Origin of the sequence: Nostoc sp., from assembly GCF_036919895.1 — a bacterium.
In the GTDB taxonomy this organism is placed as follows: domain Bacteria; phylum Cyanobacteriota; class Cyanobacteriia; order Cyanobacteriales; family Nostocaceae; genus Nostoc.
Genome location: NZ_JBALBW010000066.1, coordinates 22,899 through 47,955, shown reverse-complemented (window position 1 = coordinate 47,955; position 25,057 = coordinate 22,899). Strand labels below are relative to the sequence as shown.

The following is a 25,057-nucleotide window of genomic DNA, read 5'->3' as shown; positions in this document are numbered from 1 at the left end:
GTGTTTTCCGCAAGTAAAATGACCTTTGACTTACTCAAACCCCAGTTTGCTTTCTCATTTTGGTGTTTTCCGCAAGTAAAATGACCTTTGACTTATTCAAACCCTAGTTTGCTTTCTCATTTTGGTGTTTTCCGCAAGCAAAAGCCAGGACGAATAATTTCTATCATGCAAGACTTTGAGCAAATTAACCCTTTCCCTATTTCCCCCTAAAAAGGGAGAATAGGGTTAAAAGGGATAATTTAGCGTAATTACTAGTTCTCTGAAGTTTCCTGAGAGAACTTTTTATGGATGGTTTTAGTGGATTCTCCATCAGCCGCGACTGTGATGAGATAGTCCATTAAACCATCTGAAAAGGGGAGACGGAGGTGGAAAGTACCATCGGGTTTGACTTTGACGGGATGTCCACTAATGTTGACGTTTGTATTTGGTTGGGTTGCTCCGTGAATAATTAACTCAGCATCTGCTACAAACCAAAAATCTTCATGGGAACGATTGAAAACGCGGATGTTAGGTGAACGGGCGATGAGTAACCAACGATCGCTATCAGCAACATAACCAATTTCAACCATATAGTCGCGATCGCTCACGGGAATGGCCACAAAGCGATCGCGGGCTACTTCTTCACATTCATACTGCTGGATAAGTTGAGGACTTTGATAACTCAAGTCAATCCCAGTCACATCGTAAAGCCGCACTACTAATTGAGAACCACCTTGTTGATGCAGTGCTTCATTCTGAGTCGGGGAAATGTGCCAAGAAACATAAGCCCATTTGGGAGTGCGGGGTGTGAGCAGTATTTTGCTCTCTTCTTCAGTGGTTTCTTCTTCTACATTTACGAAGCCAATTGCTGGTTCGCTTGCGATCGCTACATCTTCAACGGGTGAATCTGTATGAACGGGACTGAAGACACGAGCGATCGCAGAATGGGCAATAAATAACCAGCGTTCGCCATCAGCGACATAGCCAATTTCAGCTATGTAATCGCGATCGCTGATGGGAATTTCCACGAAGCGATCGTGTGCTGTCTCGTCACATTCATACTGCTGGACAAGCTGAGGACTTTGATAACTCAAGTCAATGCCAGTTGTATCATACAGCCGCACTACCAATTGATAGCCGCCCTGTTGACGCAGTGCTGCTTTCTTGGTTTCGGATATCTCCCAGGAGACATCAGCCCATTGAGAAGTGCGAGGTGTAAGAATAATACTGCTGTGTTCTTCTAGCTCTACCAAGTCAATATCTGTTTCATCCGCAATCGCCACATCAACTATGGGATCTGGATGCACTGGACTGAAGAAACGAACAACTGCTGAACGGGCGATGAATAACCAGCGATCGCCATCAACGAGATAGCCAATTTCAGCGATATAATCGCGATCGCTGAGGGGAATATCTACGAGTCCGTCGTCTGCTGTCTCCTCAGATTCATACTGCTTGACAAGCTGGGGACTTTGATAGCTCAAGTCAATACCTGTGACATCATACAGCTGTACTATCAATTGGAATTGAGAGCCGCCCTGTTGACGCAGTGCTGCCTTCTTGGTTTCAGAGATTTCCCAAGAGACATGAGCCGATGTATCAGTATAAGGTGTGAGCGCAATACTGCTCTCTTCTTCCAAGTGAATATCTGTTTCATCCGTAGTCGTTAGACGATCGCCGATTGGATCTGGATGCACAGGACTGAAGAAACGAACAATTCCTGAACGGGCAATAAATAACCAGCGCTCGCCATCAGCGATATAACCAATTTCAGCGATGTAATCGCGATCGCTGAGGGGAATCTCTAGCAAGCGATCGTGTGCTGTCTCTTCAGATTCATACTGCTTTACAAGCTGAGGAGTTTGATAACTCAAGTCAATGCCAGTTGTATCATAGAGCCGCACTACCAATTGAGAGCCGCCCTGTTGACGCAGTGCTGCTTTCTTGGTTTCGGAAATTTCCCAAGAGACATGAGCCAATGTAAAGGTATGCGCTGTGAGCAAAATACTGCTCTCATCATCGTCAATAGCTGTTTCGGCTGCGATCGGTACATTGTCAGCCGGAGTATTAGTTTCTCCTTGGGTATCTGATGCAAGATTGGTAGCCCAGGCTCCAATCCCTGCGCCTGCTGCTAAAGCCGCAACGTCTGCAAAATCTATGGAGTCATTTTCAGCAACACCTTCTCCAACGGTTGGCTCTGGTTGAGATTTTTCGTCTACCACATCGATTGGAGGTTCTGCTGCATCCGCTACCACATTGAATACATCTTCTTCTGATAATTCTGGTAAATCGACCTGTGAAGATGTTGGTAACGGTGATGGTTCTGCTTCACCAGACTCTGGAAAGGGCAATTCATCTACTGGGGCTGTATCTTCAGTTGAGGTTATACTCTCTAGCCAATTCAATTCTGCCTGAAGTTCGTCATCTATCTCATCTTCACTAATTCCTGTGTCCCAATATTCCAAATCAGATGTGACTTCTGGCACATCTGGTAATTCTGGCAGTGAGGCTGTCACCTCAGAATAAGGTAGTTCTACATCAGATATTTCTTCTGGAATATTACCCAGGTGAGGATAGGAAGTATTTACTACAGCTGCTGGGGCTTCTATGTCCCATGCAAACTCATCAGAATCAGGGGTATTTGTCTCCGTATAATTATTTAGCTCAACTGTCTCATCAATTGCGTCTGTTTCTGTTTCTTTGTTAGCAAAGGTAGACCAGGTAGTTGCCCCGATGCCCGTTGCTATAGCTGCACCACCGGTTAAAGCTGCGGCTCCCGATCCATTAGCTGTACCTTCATAGTTAGAGGTGCCATTAGTTGCCTCTTGGACTAAATTTGATGTCCCTTGAGGACTATTCTCATTCAGGTCAGATTGTGTTTGAGCATAGATATTGAAGGGAGTGCGATCGGGGGTTTCTTGATCTTGGAAGTGTGCTATTGGCTGTTCCTCAAGCATCGCTCCGTTAAGAGAAGAAACAGTGCTGGCGTTGAGTACCGCCATTTCTTCATCCTCTGTCTTCGGTGGATGAGGATTTGATTCTGGTAAGTTGTCTGTTCCATCGGAGGGCGATGAGCGTTTTCCCAGAATCCACCATAGTAAAGATCCACCTACAGTTATAAAAAATAAAGGTAGGAGCAACCAATATGGTGTTTCCTTATTTACAATTGGACTGTTTTGTGCAGGTTCAGGAGTGACAAAAGGCTGATCGCCAAATGCAGAAGCAGTAGCACTAGGGGAAGCTGTAGCAGCAGGTGTTGTCTGGACAATGGGGGAAGGGGTGACAGCAGGTTGCGATTCATTGGCTGCGATCGCAACTGCTTCTGCCGTTATACCTTGTTCTATAGCCTGCTGTCCTGGCGCTGCAAGGGTAAAGCCGAGAAAATCTACTATGCTTAAGCCGGGATTTTTTTTGTAAACGTAAACTAAAGGTTGCGAGAAGGGATATTTTGCATCATCAGGGGAGGCTTTATCTAATTGCAGAACTCGCACATCTTTCAATTTTGACACCTGATTAGCTAACACATAGCTGATGCCGTCTTTGCCCAGTTGTTTGATGATTTCTGCGGTATTATCCTCTGTTAGCTGGGTAGCATTAGACCCTGTAGCAAATTCAGCAGTCTTAAAGGCTGGATAAGTGCGAAAAGTATTGCGAGTCTCGCTTGTATTCGGGCGATCGATTAAGCGAATCTTCCCTGGAGTCCCACCCAGTTGTGACCAATTTGTAATTTGTCCCCGGAAAATCCGGGCGAATTGCCTACTAGTCAAGCGGCCTTTGAAAGGATTATCAGCACCAACCACGATCGCAATTTTCTCACGGCGCAAGCGGACTTGCTCTAGTCCTTGGGTTTTTTCTGCTGGTGTCAACCCACGCCCCATTGCTACTATGTCGATTTTGCCATTTAGTAACTCTTTCAGTGCCGTATCAGTGCCATTAGCAGCAACTTCGACCTTAGTACCCGAAAACTGTTTTTCAAAATTATCTTTCAGGCTTTGGTTGATTGCAGCCAAGCTACTTGAACCATCAATCCGAACTGTTGTCCCATTCTGCACTGTTTGCGGCAGTGTAAAAGCAGGAGAATCAGGTTTAGATTGCGCCAGTATGGGTTGTAATACCAGTAAACTTGCTGCCATTGGAGTGGTAACTAAGGAAATCCATAGTACCAGCCTGATTATCGAAGTATCTTTTTTTTCTTGTTGCCACATAAGCCCCTTAATTAAAGTAAAAAATAGAAAGCCTACCAGTCTTAAATCACAATCTTGTTAGGGATTATGGAGGAGACGCGCTAATTATACATCTGAGTTATCTTTACTTCTAAGTTCCTTCAGCGCATTTGTATTGATTTATACTTTGTCTGAGATTGGATAACATGATAATTTATACTCTAATTGCCAGAGTCTGTTTACTATAAAATGTTCTAATTTATATTGCAACTTATACCAAGTTTGCTAGCTTATGGCCACAATTATGAATTATTGAATTACTAAAACTGGTAAAATCTAGCAAATTCAATATTATTTAACAATATTATTTTCAGTAGTGCTAGGTACTGAGTATCCTAATATCTTAACCGAGTACTTAATTTTTTAAGGTCGATAAAAATTTTGGACAAGAAATTCCTCTTTAAACTCTTGGCTCTGTGTTCTCTGCGCCTCTGCGGTTATATAAATTACTTTTAAACCCGCAGAGGCACAGAGAAGCCAGGGCGTTGCGAAGGGGTAATTGTTCAGCACTCAGAGGAATCTACTATATTTTTGAGATAACAATGGCAATCGGGCTTATCAATCAGTGACTCCACCAAAGCATTTAAAGCAGTAGCAGCTAAAGCGCCACCTCCTAAAGTTCCTTCAACTGTAATAAAAGGTATCCCTTGTTGCATCAGTTGTCGCTTGGCTGCGGGAGCATGGCTAAAGCCAATGGGCATTCCAATTACTAATGCTGGCTGAATTTTTTGGTTGACGATCGCTTCACAAACTTCTACAAGGACTGAGGGAGCATAACCAATTACCAACACGCAACCCCGATCTACTTGCAGCAATTTTTCTCGCCATTGTCGATGTTGCCAAAAAGCAACTTCTGCTTCTGTGGCGGTGGTAATATGGGGATTATCAATTAAGGTTTCAGTGCAGCATCCCAAGTGAAGTAATCGGGTTTGATCCAAAGCAGCAGCAACAGTTTGGGTATCGACAACAATTTGACAACTTGAAGATAAAGCTTTTCGACTAGCTGCGATCGCATCTCGGCTCAATTTCACAAAAGATACTAAACTGACATCGCCACAAGCCAAAACCAATTGAGAAATTAAGTGTTGTTCAATTTCCGAACGCTGAGACAAATCTGGTAGTAGGCGTTGTAACGATTCTGAAAAAGCTTCCGAGTGGGTATGAATTTCGGCATCCAAACCACTCCAGAGATTTTCCAATCCTCCCAATCCGGCTTGAGTTTCGACATCCAGTAACTTGAGTTGTGCCAAAACTTCCGCCTGGATAATTTGACAATGGCGATCGCGCCCCAATAATCCTTCTAATGCTGATGCAGTTTGTCGCAGTTGCGAAATTTGTTGCATCACCGCCCGATATTGCTGCTGAAGCTGTCCCATGAGGTTAACAGTTGTGTCAGCTTCTGGTTCCACCTCCAAAATATTGCGGATGTGGTTTAGCTGAAACCCTTGCTGCTTGAGTGCGACAATCCTTTGCAACCGCAGAACATCTGTTTTGGTGTAGAGACGGTAATTGCTGCGCGATCGCACTGGTTGCGGTAACAGTCCCAATTGATGGTAGTGCCGTACCATGCGCGGAGTTAACCCGCCACCTACTGCATCTGTGAGTTCTTTAATAGTTAAGCTACTAGCATTCATAATTTATCTAATAACGGTAAAAGTCTTTGTAATTCTTCACAAGCAGCCTGAAGGGATGGCGGTGCATTTTCAATTCTCATTAAGTTTTTTGCGGTATTTCTTGTCCAAAGTCGTACAAAAGTGAGTCAAAAACCGATCTCCAACCTCTTTCCCAACGCTCATCACCTAGAAAGTGTTTGACACAGACTACCTGGCTTTGTAAGGCTCTTTCCCTGCATCCTTCAGAGAGACAAAGCTGTTCAGAGAAACCATATTTAAGCTGTAAAGCGTTAATCTCTGCTATTAAAGTATCTTGTGCTTCTTGCCTAGGAGTCTGACGTGCACCAATAAGCTGTTTTCTAAAAACTGGATCTTGGTTTTGTGAACACCAATTGACCCAAAAACCAATATCTGGATCTAGCTCAATACTTTTATTTCTTGTTACTAACTTGTTTAAAGCATCTGCTAAAAACTCTTCAGGAAGCGCAACTCTATGCACTTCCACATAGTGAACCAAGCCTTCAGGCCATATCCAGTAACCATCAGTGAATTCTGAACTTCCCATAAATGCTTCAGCACATCTATGCCTAAATCTACACCACGATAGTCCACGATATTGCGTGTATAGCTTTCCTTGGCGAAGGTAAGCAACCACCTGTTCGGCAATATCTGGTGTCAGTTTTCCCGTAACCTCTTGCGGTGCCAAAAATTGATCGTCATCAAGGCTTTTAATCCAATAACCGATTGTAGGCATAATTTGCTTACTAAAGATTTAACTCTGCGTATCTACCCTGCGGGAAGGCGAAGCGCCCCTCTGCGTTTCAAAATCATTATAAACCTTGACATTAACATTAATGTCAAGGTTTAGCCTAAGAGAATCCCTATTAATTCACCTCTCATGCTCTACCCCCAACGTTTCAGCCAATTCACCAGAGAACACGCAGATACATTAGCAGCCCTTTTGTGTGGCTTACTGCTATTTCTCGGATGGTTCGCCTTACATCTCGGCTGGTTGGGATTAGCGTTCCTGCTGCTACCTGCTGCTTATGTAATTGGTGGTTACGAAAGTGCGCGGGAAGGATTGACTACCCTTTTCAAAGAAAAAGAACTCGATGTAGATTTGCTGATGATTGTGGCGGCGATTGGTGCTGCTAGCCTCGGCTTATGGCGACGAGAATATCATCTCATTATTGATGGGGCAATTTTAATTCTGATCTTTGCCATCAGTGGCGCATTAGAAGGCTATGCCATGCAGCGAACTGAGCGGAGTATCAGGAGTTTGATGAGCCTAACACCAGATACAGCCAGAGTTTTGCTTCAGGGAAGAGAAGAGGAAATTCCTATCAGTCAGTTAAAGGTGGGTGATGAGATTGTCGTCAAACCTGGGGAGCTAATTCCCACTGATGGGATAATTTTATCTGGTTACAGCACCCTCAATCAAGCTGCAATTACAGGTGAGTCTTTACCTGTAGAGAAAACAGTGGGCGAAGAAGTATTTGCTGGTACACTTAATGGCTATGGTGCATTGCAGATTAAGGTACACAAACCAGCCCAAAGCAGCTTGATTCAGCGTGTGATTCGCTTGGTAGAACAGGCGCAAACAGAAGCACCACCTTCGCAAGAGTTTATCGATCGCTTTGAGAAGGGATATGCCAAAGTCATTGTATTAGCTGGGATATTGCTGGCAACTTTACCGCCATTTCTTTGGGGTTGGGATTGGGAAACAACAATTTATCGCGCTCTTACTTTCCTTGTGGTGGCTTCTCCCTGTGCGCTGATGGCTGCAATTATGCCCACCCTGCTTTCGGGAATCGCCAATGGTGCTAGACAGGGGATTTTGTTTAAAAATGGGGCGCAGTTGGAGAAGATTGGCCAAGTCCGAGCGATCGCATTTGATAAAACTGGTACTCTAACAACAGGACAGTTGCAGGTATTCCAAGTAATTTCAGTTAGTGAATACACTCAAGCAGATGTACTAAAAGCCGCCGCTAGTGTGGAATCCTATTCAGAACATCCCATCGGTAAGGCAATAGTTCAAGCGGCTTGTGATTTAGATTTGGTTGGTGCAATTCAAGTACAAGCCATACCTGGACAGGGAATTGTCGGAATTGCTCAAGAACAAGAGATAATTGTAGGGAATGCCATTTTTGTGCAGCAGTATGTCACAAATTTACCTGAAGAATTGCGAGAAATGGCTCAATCTTTGGAGCAAGAAGGTAAAACTGTGGTTTGGGTAGCGAAGAACCCCACCCCCAACCCCTCCCCGCAAGCGAGGAGGGGAGCAGAGGTAATGGGTGTAATTGCGATCGCAGATGAAGTAAGATCGCAAGCAGCCGCAACTATTACCCGGTTAAAGAAACTGGGAGTTGAACAAATTGTCATGTTAACTGGGGATAATGAAGAAACTGCTCAAAGTGTCGCCAAAGCAGTAGGAATTGAGCGGGTATATGCTCAACTTCTGCCAGAAGATAAGCTAGATGTTATTCGCCTTTTACAGCAAAAGTATCAAACTGTGGCAATGGTGGGCGATGGAATTAATGATGCACCAGCCTTAGCCCAAGCATCTATAGGTATAGCGATGGGGATATCTGGTAGTGATGTAGCATTGGAAACCGCAGATATAGTGCTGATGGCAGACAAGTTAGAAAAAATTGCCGTAGCGATGCATTTGGGAAGGCGATCGCAATCCATAGTCAAACAGAATATAGTCGTAGCGTTGGGTTTCATTATGTTGCTTTTGGTGGGCAACTTTCTCGGAAGTATTAACTTACCCATTGGTGTGATTGGCCATGAAGGCTCTACAGTATTAGTTACCCTCAGTGGTCTAAGATTGCTGAAATAAAGCATTCTTCTCTAACTGTCTAATCCGTTCCATTTGCAGGATGTTCCACTCATCTTCAGAATAGGGTGTGGTGAACCAGGCATCTAATATTTCTTTGGCGATCGCTTCTGTAGTCGCACGTAAACTCAATACAAGGACATTTGCATGATTCCAAATCCGCGCCCCGCGTGCAGTTTCAGCATCATGGCACAAAGCTGCACGTATCCCTGAAACTTTATTGGCGGCAATAGATGCACCAGTACCAGTCCAACAAAAGACAATTCCCTCATCTGCTTTTTGGGTTGCTACTGCCAAAGCAACTTTACTACAACTGAGGGGCCAATCAACTTCTAAATCATTCTCGGCTAAGGAACCGAAGGGTATAACTTCATGCCCACGTTGCAGAAGTTCTTCTAGTATGCGATCGGTAAGGTTGGTGCGTTCATCACTGCCAATAGCGATTTTCATGCATTCCCCCTTAAAATTAGTCTTCCCTATCTCCTCATACTACGATGTTTATTAGGAGACAGGGAAATTGGGTATTGGTTATTTTCTTTGTTTTGTCCCCCTCGTCTCTCCTCTTCAATTAAGGCTTTGGAGTACCCGCTTCTGCTGGTGCAGGAGTAATGGGAGCGCCATTCCTGATGTTGAGAATGCCGGAAACAACAATTTTCTCTCCAGCTTTTAGTCCTTCGAGAACTTGATAATTATTCCCCTCAATAACTCCCAATTTCACAGGCTTTTGTTTAGCCACTAAAGATGGCGCTCCAGGTTTAGAGTTTTCTGCTGCTGGCGCTCCAGGTTTAGAGTTCTCTGCTGCTGGCGCTCCAGGTTTAGAGTTCTCTGCTGCTGGCGCTTCAGCCACAAACACAAAAGTCTCTCCACCCAGGCGAGATACAGCTGTAACTGGAATTAAGATTCCTGGATGTTCATCCCAGATCACTTTAGTTTGCACTGACTGAAGATTAAGCAATCGATTTCTCAAATTGCCAAAGTTGGCTTTTACTAAAACTGTCTGCGAATCGGAACTGGCATTTGGGGAGATAAAACTGATTTTACCCGTTGTTGTGGGTTTGCCTTGGGCATCTAGCATTTGCACAGGTAATCCCAAACGCAACTTTCTGGCTTGATTTAGCGGAATGGATATATTCAGTTCTAAAGAGTCATTTTTGGTCAATGTGGTGAGTTGATCCCCTTGTGCAACATATTGTCCTACCTTGACTGGGATATCACCAACAATACCTGTGAAAGGAGCTAAGACTTTTGTGTATTGCAGTTGGACTTGAGCCGACTGGACTTGAGCGGCTGCTTGGCTTACTTGCGATCGCCCTTGGGCAATATCTTCTGGGCGGTTGCCGTTCACCTGTTGCCTATAGAATTGTTTCTGTTGTTCTAATGCAGCACCTAGTTGCTGGATACTAGCAGTTCTGCTTTTGCGGAGTTGCTCTAGGTTTTTCTGGGCTGCAACTAGCGCTGCTTGGGCGCTATCTTTGTTTTTGATGTATTCATCTAGGCTATCTTGAGAAGTCGCCCCTTCTTTTGTTAATTGTGCGTATCGCGTTGCTCGTGCTTGCGCTAGTACTAGATCGGATTTGGCAGAATTAACTTGAGCTTCAGCCTGCTGAACTTGCTGTGGTAGCGATCCAGATACAGCATCTTGATATTTTGCTTGGGCCTGATCTAGCTGGGCTTTGGCTTGGGAAACTACTTCTGTTCGAGTCCCGGCTTTGAGTTCGGCAAGATTTGCCTGTGCTTGTTGAAGTGCTGCTTGTTTTTCTCTTAGCACGGCTTGGGCATCATCAATTTCTAGGCTAATAATTACTTGCCCTTGTTGAACGCGATTGCCCTCTTTGATGAAAATCTGGCTAATTCGCCCTCCAATCTGTGGTTTGATTGGTACAGACTGTGGAGCCTCTAAGGAGCCAATAAACCCCGAACTATCCTGCACAGTTTCAGTTTCCACCGTTGCTAGCTGGACAGGAATTGCCATCGGTTGACCCGCCGCTGCCCCTCCTGGTGGTGAATTGCTAGCATGACTAGTTTGCCACCAGCGCCAACCAAAACCAATGCCTCCAATTAAGAGGATAATTCCCAAAATTAGAGGCCAACGCCGCTTTTGAGGTGGCTTAGGCGATCGCTCTGTTAATGGTTGCAACTCTTGACTAGAATCAGTAACAGTAGGCTGTTCTATTTCAATTGGACGGGGAGAATCAGGGAACTCAGAATGGGACATCTTCGGTTACTCGGCTTGTGGATTTAGACTTGGGCAATCTACTCTTCGCTAAAAAAGCATTATTTTGAATAGTTTTTTAGCCCTTTTTTCTTGATGTTGGTGACAAATATAGGTTTGGGTCTTTGGGCGATCGCTCACGATGTCTAGCACCTAAAATGCATAAATATGATTCAGCGTATTCTGGTTAATTTGTATATTGCTTAACTCCGATGGTTTTTTGAAAGTGTAATTTATAAAACTGTCTTAGTCAGTAAAAGCTCAGTCTTTAAGTTAGAGAGAAAACACAGTTCATGTTGTCGGTGAATTAACAAAACTTCCTATCTGTTGCAATGGCAAAGTACTAATACCGCGAACAAATAAATTGACGCAAGTTTCCATGTAGCATTGGCGACTGTAGTCTAGTGTGGTAGGAATATCGCTAAAACGCAGGATACCGTGAAGCAACATCCCCATGAAACTATCCACAGATGCTTTTAAATCTATATCTGAAGATACTGCGCCCCGATCTTGACTTTTCTGCAAGTACACAACCAGCTGTTGGCGCAGCGATTTGTCAGTTTCATATAAGATCAGACGGGCGGCTTGGGGATGTCGTTTTGCTTCCCCAATAAATGTCCGAATTAGGTCTTCATGCTCCTCTATCATCTGGTTGCAAAGCCTTGCATAATTATTGAGGTCAACATGTAGGTTTTGAGTCCAGTTGTCATCATGAGCCAAGGCTTGGGACTGTAAAGCGATCGCTTCGGTAATTACAGCAGCTAGTAATTGCTCTTTGTTCTGGAAATGACGAAATAATGTTACCTCATTAACCGCAGCAACACGAGCAATTTCTCGCGTTGTCGCTCCAGTTAAACCCGCCGTTGCAAACACTTTAGTTGCTGCCTTTATCAAGCGGGCGCGAGTTTGCGCCCTCCTTGATGCTAAGTTTTCCATGAGCGTTTGCAAGCACTTGCTTGCAAATGTAAGTACTTGCTTGCATTATAACTACATAGCAGACAATATCGGTATAAATTATAGATGAGTTTATCCCTCTTGAGTCGGATTGAATAGTAAACTTAGCCCAGAAAAAGGTATGGAGTGATGTCTTCTCTATGAGATGCTACGCGCAATGCGGGCTACGCTGATTAATTTAGCTTTATTAAGCAAGGTTTGGAGTTGCATCAAGTTATCCTCACAAAGAACAACGTACAATCAATTAATGTCCTCTAGAATCCTATTTTTGAGCAGTCTCATCTTCCTACACTTAGGTCGCCCGATCGGATGATTTTTAAATCACCCGATCGGGTGATTTAAATTATCCTAATCAGGGTTTTGTATATATAGCCGAAAGCCCAGTTGTAACACTCACCCGTGATGATAGAAGCTACTGTACCGACAGATCGGTGTAGGTAGTTCACCCATCAACAACTGATTCCTTGGAATTGAATTTTGGCAAAATACCAATAGTTGATTTTCGATTAGCAACAATATGAGAAAAGAGCCACTCATACCGATCGAGTGCTTGTTCTAAAGAATAGTTTTCTTCAGCAAACTGTCTTCCTGCATGACCTAGCCTCGCACCTACAATCGGATCGGTATATAAATCATGCACCGCAGCAGCCATTGCATCAGGCGATTCTGGCTCCACAATTATTCCACCACCACTAAGTTCGATCGCTCTAGCAGCAGTACCATTAATGGGAACTGAACCTACAATCGGACGACCACTTGCTAGAAGCAGTGGTATTTTTGAGGGCATATTGAACGAAATCACATTGCGCTTTTGCACAATTAATCCCACATCAGATGCTGCTAGCATTTCTGGTAGTTTTTCTCGTGATTGCAACGGTAGCAGCAAAACATTATCTGCTCTATGTAATAGACAATATTCCTGTAACCTTTGCAATGCTTTTGATTCACCAACAATGACAAAGACAATATCTCTGATATGACGTAAGCAAACGGCTGCTTCTATTACTGTTTCTAAACCTTGGGTTAGAGCAATATTGCCCGAATAAAGGACTATAAATTTCCCATCTAGTTGATGACTAGATATCCAAGAGTTGTTCTGTTTTGGTAAAGGGCGGATGAAATTTACATTCACCCAATTAGGAATACAAACAATTTTATTAACAGGTACTCCCTTCTTGACTAAATTCTCACGAAACCCATCGGCGATGACGCTAATAGTGTGTGCAGTCCGATATGCAAATTTTTCTAAAACTGCAAGAGTTCGGATCATCCACTTATTTTTCAGTAGCCCAATCCGCACAGCAGCTTCTGGTAAAATATCTTGCACATTCAGAACTAGTGGACAGTTATAGAACCAACTTAATATTGTTGCTGGCAAAATACCTAATAAAGGTGGAACGGTTAAGATAATCACATCTGGACGTTTACCTTTAAAAGCTTGGGGTAAGCTTGTGAAAATAAAGCTCAACTCCAGTAACAGCCGATCTACAAGGTTAGGTTTAGACTTAATTCTCAGGTAGCTTCGCTGAATGGTCACGCCGTTTTTGTGTTCAGTAACGTACCATTGATCCCGATATCCATCGTAAATTTCGCGCTGAGGATAGTTAGGCATTCCGGTAATCACTCGCACTTCATGACCTCGCTTTACTAGTCCTTCTGCCAATTCAGTCATTAACGGAGCAATTCCAATTGGCTCTGGATAATAGTTGTAGGAATAGATCAGAATGTGCATGAGCTATTTGTGAATTTGGTGAACACAACCTGAGATCGGCAAATTTATTGCTGATTTCAGTAGGATCTGAATATTTGGATTATTTAAATTTTGGTTGTAATTAGATTATGATTTTGTAAATCACAACTGAAATCAATTTAATCAAGGTATTAGTTTTGTTACTTGAGTAAGATTTCTCTACATAGGTTTCCATTTATCAGCGATCGCTGATAAATGTTGGTTCTTTACTGATTTAAGTTTCTCACCATATATTATGTGATAACTATTCACTTGTTTTAAAGTGAATCTAATCGTTAATTTTACACTTAGGGGATTGTAGCATTATATTTAATTTCATGTATAGAACCGATATTCCGCCTTTTCAACTGGCACATGAAGTATTTTTAACTAAGTCATCGGTATTGCGTTGATTGATGAGCATCTAAGTTTTTCAGTAGTTCAAAGACACTAACTACTCAACACTAAGTCTTGAGTAGCTATCAATACGTATAAGTAAATAATGCATAAAACTACGGACTTAAGTGTAATAATTCAAGTCCGAGATTAATATATATAGCCAACAAACTTTCAATATCCAACAGATATATAATTTTGGTGGTACAAAAACTTGTGTCGCAATTAAGTATTCTATTATACTTAATGAGTAGCGCTACACATTTAACTAGTCTAATATCGTATATCTTTTGTGTAGTATTATGATGGCAAAGGTTAAGAGTGTTGATATATCAGGAAATTTAGCGTTTCTATTAGAAGTTGGTACAGAAGAATTACCTGCAAGCTTTCTCAGTGATGCCTTAATACAGTGGCGAGAACGCATTCCCCAAAGTTTGGAAGCAAACAGCCTTCAGAGTGAAAGTGTCCAGGTGTACGGTACTCCTCGGCGTTTAGCGGTATTGATTACTGGTCTACCATCACAGCAAGCAGACCGAGAAGAAGAAATTAAAGGGCCCCCCGCCCAAGCCGCTTTTAAAGATGGTCAACCGACAGCAGCAGCACTAGGTTTTGCCAAAAAGCAAGGTGTGGAACTAGATGCACTGTTCCTTCGCCCTACTGACAAAGGGGAATTTGTCTTTGTGCAGAAAAGAATTCCTGGGCGTTCCGTGGCGGAAATTTTGACAGAACTTGTTTTCCAATGGATTTGGGGTTTAGAAGGTAAGCGGTTGATGCGTTGGGGAGATGGGGATGGGAGATTTTCTCGACCAATTCGCTGGCTGGTAGCTTTGTTAGATAAGACAGTGCTACCGTTAGAATTGGTGAATGGTTCTAAAACGATTCAGAGCGATCGCATTTCTCAAGGTCATCGCGTCTTACATCCTGAACCTGTGACAATTGCCCAAGCTACTGATTATGTTACCGCCCTCAAGTCTGCTTATGTCACCGTTGACCCAAAAGAACGGGAAAATCTGATTAAAGAGCAAGTAAAGGCAGTAGCAGAGAGTTTAAGCGGTTATACAGTCGTTTACCCCGATTTATTAGCGGAAGTAACCAATCTTGTAGAATATCCTTCTATAGTTGTTGGGAAATTTGAACCAGAATTTTTAGAGTTACCAACTGAGGTAATTACTGAAGTTATGGTAACTCATCAACGTTATTTTCCTGTATTCAAACCAGGTAGTTCCGAGCAAGAATTATTACCCAATTTCATTACCATTTCTAACGGAGATCCGAAGAAATCAGATATTGTTGCCGTCGGGAATGAAAGGGTAATTCGTGCTAGATTAGCTGATGGCAGATTTTTCTACGAAGCTGATTTAACTAAGCCTTTAGAGAGCTTTTTACCCCAGTTAGAAAAAGTCACTTTTCAAGAAGAATTGGGTTCGGTGCGTACCAAGATAGATAGAGTAGTTAAGATTGCCGAGCGAATTTCTACCCAATTAGAATTATCTGAAAATCAAAGCCAAAAAATCCAACGTGCTGCTTTATTATGTAAAGCAGATTTGGTAACTCAAATGGTGTATGAATTCCCTGAATTGCAAGGCATTATGGGAGAAAAATATGCCCTAGCAAGTGGTGAAGATGCCGAAGTAGCAAAGGCAATTTATCAACATTATTTGCCAACGGGAGCCGGTGACAATTTACCCGAAACACTCACAGGTCAAATTGTCGGTTTGGCAGATAGATTAGATACCTTAGTCAGTATTTTTGGTTTAGGTTTAATTCCCTCTGGTTCCTCCGATCCCTTCGCTTTGCGTCGGGCTGCCAATGCTGTAGTTAAAATTACTTGGTTTTACAATTTAGCGATAAATCTAGATAGTTTATTGGCACAAATAGCAACAGATTTTGCGGAGAAATATCAAAAAGATCGGACATCATTAACCACAGCATTACAAGAGTTTTTCTTACAACGCATCCGCACCTTATTGCAGGAAGAAAAACAGATTGATTACGATTTGGTAAATGCAGTTTTGGGAGAGAATGACCCAGAATATACAGAACGGACATTAAAGGATTTATTGGATGTCCGCGATCGCGCCTTATACTTACAACAAATCCGTAATGATAGTACCTTAGATAACATCTACGAAACCGTTAACCGTTCCACACGATTAGCCGCCCAAGGTGATTTGGATACAAAACAGCTAGAACCGACAACTGTAGTTCGTCCAGAACTATTCCAAAAGCCCTCTGAGACAGCTTTGTATAATGCTTTAATCGAATCAGTACCGCAAACTCAAACAGCACAGCAGACACGGAATTATCAACTGTTAGTAGCAGCACTAGCAAAAATTGCACCGACAGTTAGTAACTTCTTTGATGGCCCAGACAGCGTTTTAGTTATGGACTCCGATCCCGAAATTAAGCGGAATCGATTGCACTTACTGGGATTGGTTCGGAATCATGCTCGTGTTTTAGCTGACTTTGGTGCGATCGTCAAAAATCTGTAGCGTAGGTTAACAAAAAGTTGTGTAATTTTTGCCAAGAAACGCTACGATAGGGAGTGCTTAACCAGGGACACTCTGCTGCAATCTATGTCCAAAGCTACTGTTATTGGATTGGGAAAGTCCGGTGTTGCTGCGGCGAGATTGTTGAAACGGGAAGGTTGGGAGGTAGAGCTAAGTGATAGCAACACCTCCGAAACCCTCCTCCAACAACAACAAGAACTCGCTGCCGAGCAAATAACCGTTAAACTAGGCCAATCCCTAGAATTGAATGGTGATAATTTACCCCAATTAATAGTTGTTAGTCCTGGCGTGCCTTGGGATATTCCCATATTAATCAAGGCACGCCAATTAGGTATTGAAACCATTGGCGAAATGGAACTCGCTTGGCGAAATTTGCAATCTCTACCTTGGGTAGGAATTACAGGTACAAACGGTAAAACTACTACCACAGCTTTAATTGCTGCCATTTTTCAAGCAGCAAAATTAGATGCGCCCGCTTGCGGTAACATTGGCTACGCAGCTTGTGAAGTTGCCCTGTCTTGCAGGGGACAGGGGACAGGGGGAGTAGGAGAAACATTTGATAATTCTTGTACAGACACGATTAATTGCGTCTCTTCACTCGATTGGGTGATTGCGGAACTTAGCAGCTATCAAATAGAATCTTCCAGTTCTCTTGCACCTCGTATCGGAGTTTGGACGACTTTTACACCAGATCATCTGAGTCGCCATAAGACTTTAGAGAACTATTACAACATCAAAGCCAAGTTATTGCATCAGTCTGAGTTGCAAGTGTTCAATGGCGATGATGCTTACTTGAGGCAACAAGGTTTAAGTGTTTGGCCTAATGCCTATTGGACGAGTGTCAAAGGAAAAGATTTCCTGATTAGCGAAAAGGGCTTTTACATCGAGGATGGCTGGGTTGTGGAAAAATTGACTGCAACCTCTGCACCAGAACCGATTGTGAAAGTATCTACTTTGCGAATGGTGGGAGAACATAACCAGCAAAATCTTTTGATGGCAGTAGCCACGGCAAGATTAGCAGGAATTAATCGTGATGCGATCGCACTTGCAATTAGTGAATTCCCCGGTGTTGCCCATCGTTTGGAGCATATCTGCACTTGGGAAGGTATTGATTTCATCAACGACAGCAAAGCCACTAACTATGATGCTGCCGAAGTTGGTTTAGCATCTGTGAAAAGTCCAGCGATTTTAATTGCTGGTGGCGAAGCTAAAGCAGGTGATGATACTGGCTGGCTAGCACAAATTCAAACCAAAGCGGCTGCTGTATTATTGATTGGCTCTGCTGCACCCGCATTTGCTCAACGCCTCCAAGAAGTGGGGTATTATTCATACCACATTGTGGAAACTATGGAAAAGGCAGTTCCGAGAGCAGCGGAATTAGCTAAGGAGTATCAAGCGCCTGTCGTTTTACTATCTCCGGCTTGTGCGAGTTTCGATCAGTACCCCAATTTTGAGGTGCGGGGCGATCGCTTTCGTGAGTTGTGCCTTGCTTGGGCGGCAGGAGGGAAGCTTCAACACAACTTGATTCTTTCATCTTCCCTATAATTTCTTCACTGTGTGGCTTGCAGTTGCACAGTGAATGAACTATGTAAAATTATTAACAATATTTGTATTGCTGGAAAATAATTCTTTTGCAACTTCAACCTCATGAGCAATGCTTGTAGGCTTAGGAATAGCTAAACCATCTTCTAGCATTCCTTCTATATGAAATTCAATAGCTTCTGCTATCATCTGCTTGACTTCTTCTAAAGTTTCACCCACAGCTACACAACCTGGTAAATCAGGGACATAAGCGCCGTAGCTAGTTTCTCCCTTTTCAATCACAACTGTATAACGCATTAGTATTCCTCCAATTTAGCTTGTCTCCAGATATTTTTAAGAGTACCAATTGGCACATCCACATTAGGTTTACCAGACACTGTTACAGTACTAGGTTTATCTGGATGTTTGAACTGTCGATGACTACCTTTAGTTCTAGCAAGATACCAACCATCAGTTTCTAGTCGTTTGATAACTTCGCGTACTTTCATGCTAACGCTTATCTGTATAGGTGAAATTTATATTACAGATAGAGTGTCTTATTGAGAAGTCAAAAGTCAAGTTGAGTTTTTAGCAATGCCTGTGATAATTTAGAGAGAAATTGGCTCGAAAACGCTTCAAGGTAAGTCGCTATTTCGTCAACACTTTACTGTAAAAACAGCAAGGTTGTTATTTATGTTTAGCGATCTCGTAGCGCATGAAGACTTGAAAGTGCAAAATATGGTCAGCTAGACGCAATTTTGTTAAAAAAGATACTTTTGCAAACAGCGTGTTGATTTTTATCTCTCTTTAGAATCTCCAGATTTCTAAAGGGAAGAATCAAGCTTTTCCAGAGCTACATTCCCTCTCTCACAGATAAAATTTATATATGAACGCTACACAAGAAAAATTAAGAGTTCAGCTTGAACAGGCTTTAATCGCGGCTTTTGGCGCTGACTTTGCTGGAGTAGATCCAATATTGGTTTCTGCTAGTAATCCTAAATTTGGTGATTATCAGGCGAATGTGGCTTTATCGCTGAGTAAAAAGTTAGGAAAACAACCAAGAGCGATCGCAGCTGCGATCGTTGATAAACTAGATGTATCGGAAATCTGCGAACCACCGGAAATCGCTGGGCCAGGATTTATCAATCTGAAATTAAAAACGGTATATTTAGAAGCACAATTGAACGACATTCAAGCCGATCCCCGGTTGGGAGTTCCAGCCGCGAAAATGCCGAAGCGGGAAATTGTGGATTTTTCCAGTCCGAATATTGCCAAAGAAATGCATGTCGGACACTTGCGTTCTACAATCATTGGTGATTCCATCGCCCGAATTTTAGAATTTCTTGGACATGATGTGCTGCGGTTAAATCATGTAGGTGACTGGGGTACGCAGTTTGGGATGTTAATCGCCTATCTGCGGGAAGTTTACCCAGATGCGCTTACCACCGCTAATGCTTTAGATATTGGTGATTTAGTCTCTTTTTACCGCAAAGCCAAATTGCGGTTTGATGCAGATGCAGCTTTTCAAGAAACAGCAAGGCAAGAAGTTGTCAGATTACAAGCAGGTGCAGAAGATACACTCCATGCTTGGAAATTGCTATGTGAACAGTCGCGGCGGGAGTTTCAAATAATTTATGATTTGCTGGATATCAAATTAATTGAACGTGGGGAATCTTTCTATAACCCTCTACTATCTGGCGTTGTGGAAGATTTAGAAAAATCTGGCTTACTGGTAGAAAATCAGGGCGCAAAATGCGTTTTTCTGGAAGGGTTTACAAATAGAGAAGGTGAACCTTTACCCTTAATTGTGCAAAAATCAGATGGTGGTTATAACTACGCCACAACTGATTTAGCATCCCTCCGCTACCGAATTCAGCAGGATGAAGCAAAGCGGATAATTTATGTAACTGACGCTGGACAAGCAAACCACTTTACCCAATTTTTTCAGGTAGCACGCAAAGCTGGCTGGATTCCTGATGATGTGGAATTAGTGCATGTTCCCTTTGGGTTAGTGTTAGGAGAAGATGGTAAAAGAATCAAAACTCGTTCTGGGGACAGTGTGCGGCTGCGGGATTTATTAGATGAAGCTGTTTCTCGTGCCCATGCTGACTTAAAAACTAGATTACAAGAAGAAGAACGCCAAGAAACTGAAGAATTTATTAATGAAGTTGCTAGGGTAGTTGGAATCAGTGCAGTTAAGTATGCAGATTTAAGCCAAAACCGCACCAGCAATTACATTTTCAGCTATGACAAAATGCTGGATTTTAAAGGTAATACTGCACCTTATATGCTATATGCTTATGCGCGGATTCAGGGGATTAGTCGCAAGGGTGAGATTAACTTTGAGGAGTTAGGAAATAATGCCGTTCTGTTGCAGCATGAAACAGAATTAGCGCTGGCAAAATATTTACTTCAACTGGATGAAGTAATTAGTAGTGTAGAGCAAGATTTGATGCCTAATCGTTTATGTGAGTATTTGTACGAACTGAGTAAGAAGTTTAATCAGTTTTACGATCGCAATCAGGGAGTTCAGGTTTTGGAGGCAGAAGAACCACAACGGACATCTAGGTTGGTTTTATGTGATTTGACTGCTAGAACTTTGAAGTTGGGATTATCTTTGTTGGGAATTCAGGTATTGGAGAGGATGTAATATATTTTTTTAACGCAAAGGTATGCAGAGTAAGAGTTAAGCTAATTTTCTCTTTGTGTCCTTTGTGGTTCGTTAATCATAATTTTTGAACTGGAGGCGATCGCTTATGGTACGGACAACATCTAAAAACATAACTTTGGCAGAGTTTCTGATTTTACCAGAAACGAAGCCAGCTAGTGAATACATCGATGGACAAATTATTCAAAAACCTATGGCACAGGGAGAACACAGCACTATTCAAGGTGAACTGATTATTTTTATTAATGGTGTATTAAAGCCCCAAAGAGTTGCACGAGCATATCCAGAACTGCGGTGTACATTTGGTGGCAGATCAATTATCCCAGATGTAGCGGTTTTTACTTGGGACAGAATACCTAGAAAAGAAAATGGTAGGGTAGCAAATTTATTTTCAGCATCTCCCGATTGGACTATTGAGATTCTATCGCCTGACCAAAGACAAACGAAAGTTACAAAAAATATTCTCCATTGCCTGAATTATGAAACACAAATGGGTTGGCTGATCGATCCAGAAGAACAAACGGTATTTGTGTACATCCGCAATCAACAGCCAATCATGTTGGATGAATTAGAAGCTTTAATTCCTGTGCCAGATTTTGCCAGTGAGTTGAGGCTGACAGTAGGAGATTTATTTGGTTGGCTGTTGGATTGACACTCTCAGGGTTAAAGCCACTGAGATTCTTGGCTCAACGAAACCACTTAACCTAGAGTCCTTGCGTTATCTAGATCAGAGGTGGGATTCTCCCCAAGCGTTAACTTTCCGAGTGCCCCTCGGTAGTTGCATTGCTGCAAGTCCTGTTTAATTGAAACAATTTGTTTCAAAATTCTGAGTCGTCTAGATCCTATAAATCTTTTACCTACTGCTAGGAGGAAGCTAGAACAATGCAGTAGAACCGCATAGATTTAATTGTCAAGGTTCAGCGCTTTGTCTTTCGACGGCTAGGTTTTTAAAGTGGTTGATTACCTTTCCACTAACACTATTTTATCGCAAAAAGATTCTATGCACTTTATTACCGCACTAGTCGCTTATATCTTAGCACTGAAGTGACTGAGCTTTACGCCTACCGGAAAACTTGTAAAATAGGGAAATATACTAAGTGCAACAGGTTTTATGGGTAGGAATCGGTTGTAAACGGGGAACCTCATGGCAGTTGATTGATTGGGCAATTGAGGAAGTCTTTCGAGAAAATCAACTTTGTCAAAGTGCGATCGCAGGGATTGCTACCATTGACACTAAAGCCTCAGAAGTTGGCTTAGTAGAACTTTGCCAGCTACGCAATCTACCGCTAAAAACCTTTTCTGCGGAAAACCTTTGCTCTGTCTGTGTCCCCAACCCTGCGACAATTACTGACCATAAAGTAGGTACACCTAGCGTAGCAGAGGCGGCTGCTATTCTTGCAGCTAATCCAACTGCTTCCCCTTTTACCAGCACAGAAGCATTGGGAGTGAGATTCTTAGTTCCTAAACAAATTTTCCAGCTAAAAGGGCAACCAGGAGCGGTAACACTAGCTGTTGTCCAAGCCTCAAATATGAGTATTACAAAACTTTATTAATTGTTCTAAGGAACGTGTGTTTAGCAGATAAATTCTAAAATTTAGTTAGTATATTATTAAACTGCTCTTAGGCGATAGTATAACTGTAGATTCTTTAAATTCTCTTATCTATCATGCCAAAACAGTCTCTAGGTCTTGATAACCAACTCTATAATTACCTTTTATCGGTTTCGCTGCGGGAACCGGAGATTCTTTTGAAGTTGCGCCAAGAAACCGCTAGCCATCCCAGAAGCACAATGCAGATTTCACCAGAACAAGGACAATTTATGAGACTACTGGTGCAGCTGATTGGAGCCAAGAAAACCTTGGAAGTTGGCGTATTTACAGGTTATAGTTCCCTCTCAGTAGCCTTAGCACTTCCTGAAGATGGCAAGATTATCGCTGCTGATGTGAGTGAAGAATTTACTGCGATCGCTAGGCGATATTGGCAGCAAGCCGGAGTTGCTGATAAAATCGATCTGCGACTAGCACCAGGTTTGGAAACTTTAGATCGACTGTTGGCAACTGGCGAAGCCGAGACATTTGATTTTGCCTTTATTGATGCTGATAAAGAAAATTATGATGGATATTATGAGCGATCGCTGCAATTAGTTCGTCCAGGCGGATTGATCGCTATTGATAATGTTTTATGGTCAGGACAAGTTGCTGACCCGCAAAACCAAGATGAAAGCACCCAAGCTATTCGGGCGCTTAACGAAAAGTTACATTATGATGAACGGGTTACAATCTCCCTTGTCCCGATCGCCGATGGGCTGACTTTAGCTATCAAGCGACCTTAATATAGCTTGATTCCAAATTACTTAGCAAAACAATAGCCAAAACCATTATTTCCACATAGGGGCAATTCATGAATTGCCCCTAGTTGTATCTTCAGTTAGAAGTTGTAGCCAAGCCCTAATTGTAGCCCGACATCAGTATCATCCAAAAAAGCAGCATTTACAGCCCCATTTAACGTAAATCGAGAACCGAGAGGAATGTCTACACCACCAGTTAGGAGTAATCCAATATCGGTATTGTTATTAACTTCAATGGCTACGCCAGCGCCGATATAAGGAGATATAAAAAAGCTTCGTTGACCCACCTCGGCACTTGCGCGAGGAGTAAAATCCAAAGTCAAGGGAACCATAAACAATGTATCATCCCCAAAGATGACTGATGGCCGCACTGAGATATTGCGTGTCAGACCAACTTTGCTGAATACTGCAAAGTTACTATCGCTTAAAGCTGAATCGTTACCGCTCAAACCAATGTTACCACCAACCCCTATATAGCTAGGACCACCAAGAGTAGTTCTACCTGGTCTAACACTAGGCGTTGTGCCATCTGCATTTCCTGTTGGTGGTTGATTTAATTGACTGATGTTAACATCAGGCGGAACAAGGACTTGGTTAATTGCGTGGATAACACCATTGCTTGCTTTAACGTCTGCTTGGATAACTCTGGCATTATTCACCGAGATTTGATTGCTAGCGCGATCGATTTGAATATTTATCGGTTTTTCTTCAGCAGTATTCAGTTCCCCAGGCGTGAGTTGACTAGAAGTTACTGCACCAGAAACGACGTGGTATGTCAAAATCTTAATCAATGCCTGTTTGTTCTCTGGTTGCTGTAACTGCTGTAATGTCGCAGCAGGTAAAGCGGCAAATGCTTGATCGGTGGGAGCGAAGACTGTATAAGGGCCTGCCTGTTGAAGAATATCTGTTAAACCAGCTGTCTTTAATAAAGAAGTCAGAGTTGTAAGAGAACTACTGGATGAAGCAAGAGCCACAATATCGCTACCGGTTTCAGTTCCAGCGACAATATACTGACTAGCTGGAAGATTGCTAGCAATGGGTTGCACCCGTCCCTGTTTAGCCAAAGCTTGATATAAGAGTGCCGCAGCTTCAGCACGAGTCAGGGACTGTTGCGGATTGAGTTGTTTAACATCTGGATAATTAACAACAATATTGGATTGTGTGGCAGCAGTAACACTTGCAACAGCATAGTTCGGGATACTTGAGGCATCAGTGTAGTAAGTGCTGAGGTCAGTACTGTTTCCAGTGCTGCTAGCAGTCAAACCCAAACCACTTGTCAAAGCAACGATCGCCTGTACCTTGGGTATTTGTTGATTTGGTGAAAATACGTTCCCAGGATAGCCTGCCAAAAATCCAGTTTCGTAGGCGAACTGAATTGCAGAAACCGCCCAATAGCCAGCAGGAACATCACTAAATCCGCCTGCGGTTAGTTGTCGAACTCGGTTTTGGTTAGGGAAAGCTTTTTGAATCAGGGCAGCAAATTCAGCACGAGTCACAGCTTGATTTGGTCTGAAGCTACCATCAGGAAAGCCAGCAATCACATTATTGTCAGCTAGGGCTTGAATGAAGGGATGCGCCCAATAATCTGAGGAGACATCAGACAAGTTAACTGTTGAAGTAGTCGATGGAACAGTACTTTGAGATGAAGCTGGGGTAGAAATTACGATAGGAGTTATTGTAGCAGCTGTCATTCCCAGAACTAGTAAAGCAACCCTTGCTGATGGCCAACGAAAAAAACTAAACATGGAAATACCCTCTTTTGAAATTCTTGGATTGACTGTTGGAAAATACTGGATGTAAGGTTAAGTGAATATTAAGTATCCAGATGGTTGCTTGGTTTACCTTGATATGGGAACCACAAATACAACCCTTAACTCTGGAAAATTTAAATGTTGGACATTATGAGTAGCTGCTATGACATCTCACCACATTTATCCAAATATTCACCACACATAGTATTAGGATTCCTATTTGATTTTTAAAGAACCGCAGGTCACATTAATAACGATAAGCAGCGTTCCTGTGGGAAAATAGTGTGTTGCAACAATAAAGACAACTAGTGCAGG

The 25,057-nt window shown here is 42.6% G+C and carries 17 protein-coding genes; 7 read left to right on the top strand and 10 right to left on the bottom strand.

The window, feature by feature from the left end; all coding sequences use genetic code 11:
- Nucleotides 1-251 precede the first annotated feature (251 nt).
- From V7K55_RS12195 to V7K55_RS12185, 3 genes are all read right to left on the bottom strand, one after another.
- Nucleotides 252-4,184: a DUF4912 domain-containing protein gene (locus V7K55_RS12195; protein ID WP_334831539.1), complete on the bottom strand. Its 3,933-nt coding sequence runs from the start codon at nucleotides 4,182-4,184 to the stop codon at nucleotides 252-254.
- Nucleotides 4,185-4,705: 521 nt separating this feature from the next.
- Nucleotides 4,706-5,836 (bottom strand): precorrin-8X methylmutase, encoded by a 1,131-nt coding sequence (locus tag V7K55_RS12190; RefSeq protein ID WP_334831537.1) that lies wholly within the window; start codon nucleotides 5,834-5,836, stop codon nucleotides 4,706-4,708.
- A 79-nt stretch (nucleotides 5,837-5,915) separates the two neighbouring features.
- Nucleotides 5,916-6,569 (bottom strand): hypothetical protein, encoded by a 654-nt coding sequence (locus tag V7K55_RS12185; protein ID WP_334831535.1) that lies wholly within the window; start codon nucleotides 6,567-6,569, stop codon nucleotides 5,916-5,918.
- A 144-nt stretch (nucleotides 6,570-6,713) separates the two neighbouring features.
- Here V7K55_RS12185 and V7K55_RS12180 point away from each other — a divergent pair, with 144 nt between their 5' ends.
- Nucleotides 6,714-8,657, top strand: a complete 1,944-nt coding sequence (locus tag V7K55_RS12180) for a heavy metal translocating P-type ATPase (protein WP_334831533.1) — start codon at nucleotides 6,714-6,716, stop codon at nucleotides 8,655-8,657.
- Here the strand turns inward: V7K55_RS12180 and V7K55_RS12175 are convergent.
- The 4 genes from V7K55_RS12175 to V7K55_RS12160 all read right to left on the bottom strand — a co-directional run bounded on the left by V7K55_RS12175 (nucleotide 8,640) and on the right by V7K55_RS12160 (nucleotide 13,552).
- The gene (locus V7K55_RS12175) at nucleotides 8,640-9,104 is read right to left on the bottom strand and encodes an RpiB/LacA/LacB family sugar-phosphate isomerase (RefSeq protein ID WP_334831531.1); all 465 of its coding nucleotides are present in this window, start codon (nucleotides 9,102-9,104) and stop codon (nucleotides 8,640-8,642) included. The genes V7K55_RS12180 and V7K55_RS12175 overlap by 18 nt on opposite strands.
- A gap of 118 nt (nucleotides 9,105-9,222) precedes the next feature.
- The gene (locus tag V7K55_RS12170) at nucleotides 9,223-10,869 is read right to left on the bottom strand and encodes an efflux RND transporter periplasmic adaptor subunit (protein ID WP_334831529.1); all 1,647 of its coding nucleotides are present in this window, start codon (nucleotides 10,867-10,869) and stop codon (nucleotides 9,223-9,225) included.
- A 288-nt stretch (nucleotides 10,870-11,157) separates the two neighbouring features.
- Complete coding sequence (locus tag V7K55_RS12165) at nucleotides 11,158-11,802, bottom strand: TetR/AcrR family transcriptional regulator (RefSeq protein WP_334831527.1); 645 nt, start codon at nucleotides 11,800-11,802, stop codon at nucleotides 11,158-11,160.
- A 460-nt stretch (nucleotides 11,803-12,262) separates the two neighbouring features.
- Nucleotides 12,263-13,552: a glycosyltransferase family 4 protein gene (locus tag V7K55_RS12160; RefSeq protein WP_334831525.1), complete on the bottom strand. Its 1,290-nt coding sequence runs from the start codon at nucleotides 13,550-13,552 to the stop codon at nucleotides 12,263-12,265.
- Between the two features lie 695 nt (nucleotides 13,553-14,247).
- On the opposite strand from V7K55_RS12160, the gene glyS reads away from it, so the two are divergent.
- Both glyS and murD read left to right on the top strand, forming a co-directional pair.
- The gene (gene glyS, locus V7K55_RS12155) at nucleotides 14,248-16,437 is read left to right on the top strand and encodes a glycine--tRNA ligase subunit beta (protein ID WP_334831523.1); all 2,190 of its coding nucleotides are present in this window, start codon (nucleotides 14,248-14,250) and stop codon (nucleotides 16,435-16,437) included.
- Nucleotides 16,438-16,521: 84 nt separating this feature from the next.
- The gene (murD, locus tag V7K55_RS12150) at nucleotides 16,522-18,000 is read left to right on the top strand and encodes a UDP-N-acetylmuramoyl-L-alanine--D-glutamate ligase (RefSeq protein ID WP_334831522.1); all 1,479 of its coding nucleotides are present in this window, start codon (nucleotides 16,522-16,524) and stop codon (nucleotides 17,998-18,000) included.
- A gap of 39 nt (nucleotides 18,001-18,039) precedes the next feature.
- Here the strand turns inward: murD and V7K55_RS12145 are convergent, their stop codons facing one another.
- Nucleotides 18,040-18,294 carry a type II toxin-antitoxin system HicB family antitoxin gene (locus V7K55_RS12145; protein WP_334831519.1) on the bottom strand — a complete coding sequence of 85 codons (255 nt, stop codon included), beginning with the start codon at nucleotides 18,292-18,294 and terminating at the stop codon, nucleotides 18,040-18,042.
- The gene (locus V7K55_RS12140; RefSeq protein ID WP_334831517.1) at nucleotides 18,294-18,485 is read right to left on the bottom strand and encodes a type II toxin-antitoxin system HicA family toxin; all 192 of its coding nucleotides are present in this window, start codon (nucleotides 18,483-18,485) and stop codon (nucleotides 18,294-18,296) included. The genes V7K55_RS12145 and V7K55_RS12140 overlap by 1 nt, the downstream gene beginning before the upstream one ends.
- A 377-nt stretch (nucleotides 18,486-18,862) precedes the next feature.
- Between V7K55_RS12140 and argS the strand changes: the two genes are divergently transcribed.
- From argS to V7K55_RS12120, 4 genes are all read left to right on the top strand, one after another.
- Nucleotides 18,863-20,626, top strand: coding sequence for an arginine--tRNA ligase (gene argS, locus V7K55_RS12135; RefSeq protein ID WP_334831515.1), 1,764 nt, complete (start codon nucleotides 18,863-18,865; stop codon nucleotides 20,624-20,626).
- Between the two features lie 106 nt (nucleotides 20,627-20,732).
- Complete coding sequence (locus V7K55_RS12130; protein ID WP_334831513.1) at nucleotides 20,733-21,296, top strand: Uma2 family endonuclease; 564 nt, start codon at nucleotides 20,733-20,735, stop codon at nucleotides 21,294-21,296.
- Nucleotides 21,297-21,741: 445 nt separating this feature from the next.
- On the top strand, nucleotides 21,742-22,197 hold the full coding sequence (locus V7K55_RS12125; RefSeq protein WP_334831511.1) for a cobalamin biosynthesis protein: 456 nt from the start codon (nucleotides 21,742-21,744) through the stop codon (nucleotides 22,195-22,197).
- A 113-nt stretch (nucleotides 22,198-22,310) separates the two neighbouring features.
- Nucleotides 22,311-22,976, top strand: a complete 666-nt coding sequence (locus V7K55_RS12120) for a class I SAM-dependent methyltransferase (RefSeq protein WP_334831509.1) — start codon at nucleotides 22,311-22,313, stop codon at nucleotides 22,974-22,976.
- Nucleotides 22,977-23,071: 95 nt separating this feature from the next.
- On the opposite strand, the gene V7K55_RS12115 is transcribed toward V7K55_RS12120, so the two are convergent.
- Nucleotides 23,072-24,736 carry a fasciclin domain-containing protein gene (locus tag V7K55_RS12115; protein ID WP_334831507.1) on the bottom strand — a complete coding sequence of 555 codons (1,665 nt, stop codon included), beginning with the start codon at nucleotides 24,734-24,736 and terminating at the stop codon, nucleotides 23,072-23,074.
- Nucleotides 24,737-25,057 lie beyond the last annotated feature (321 nt).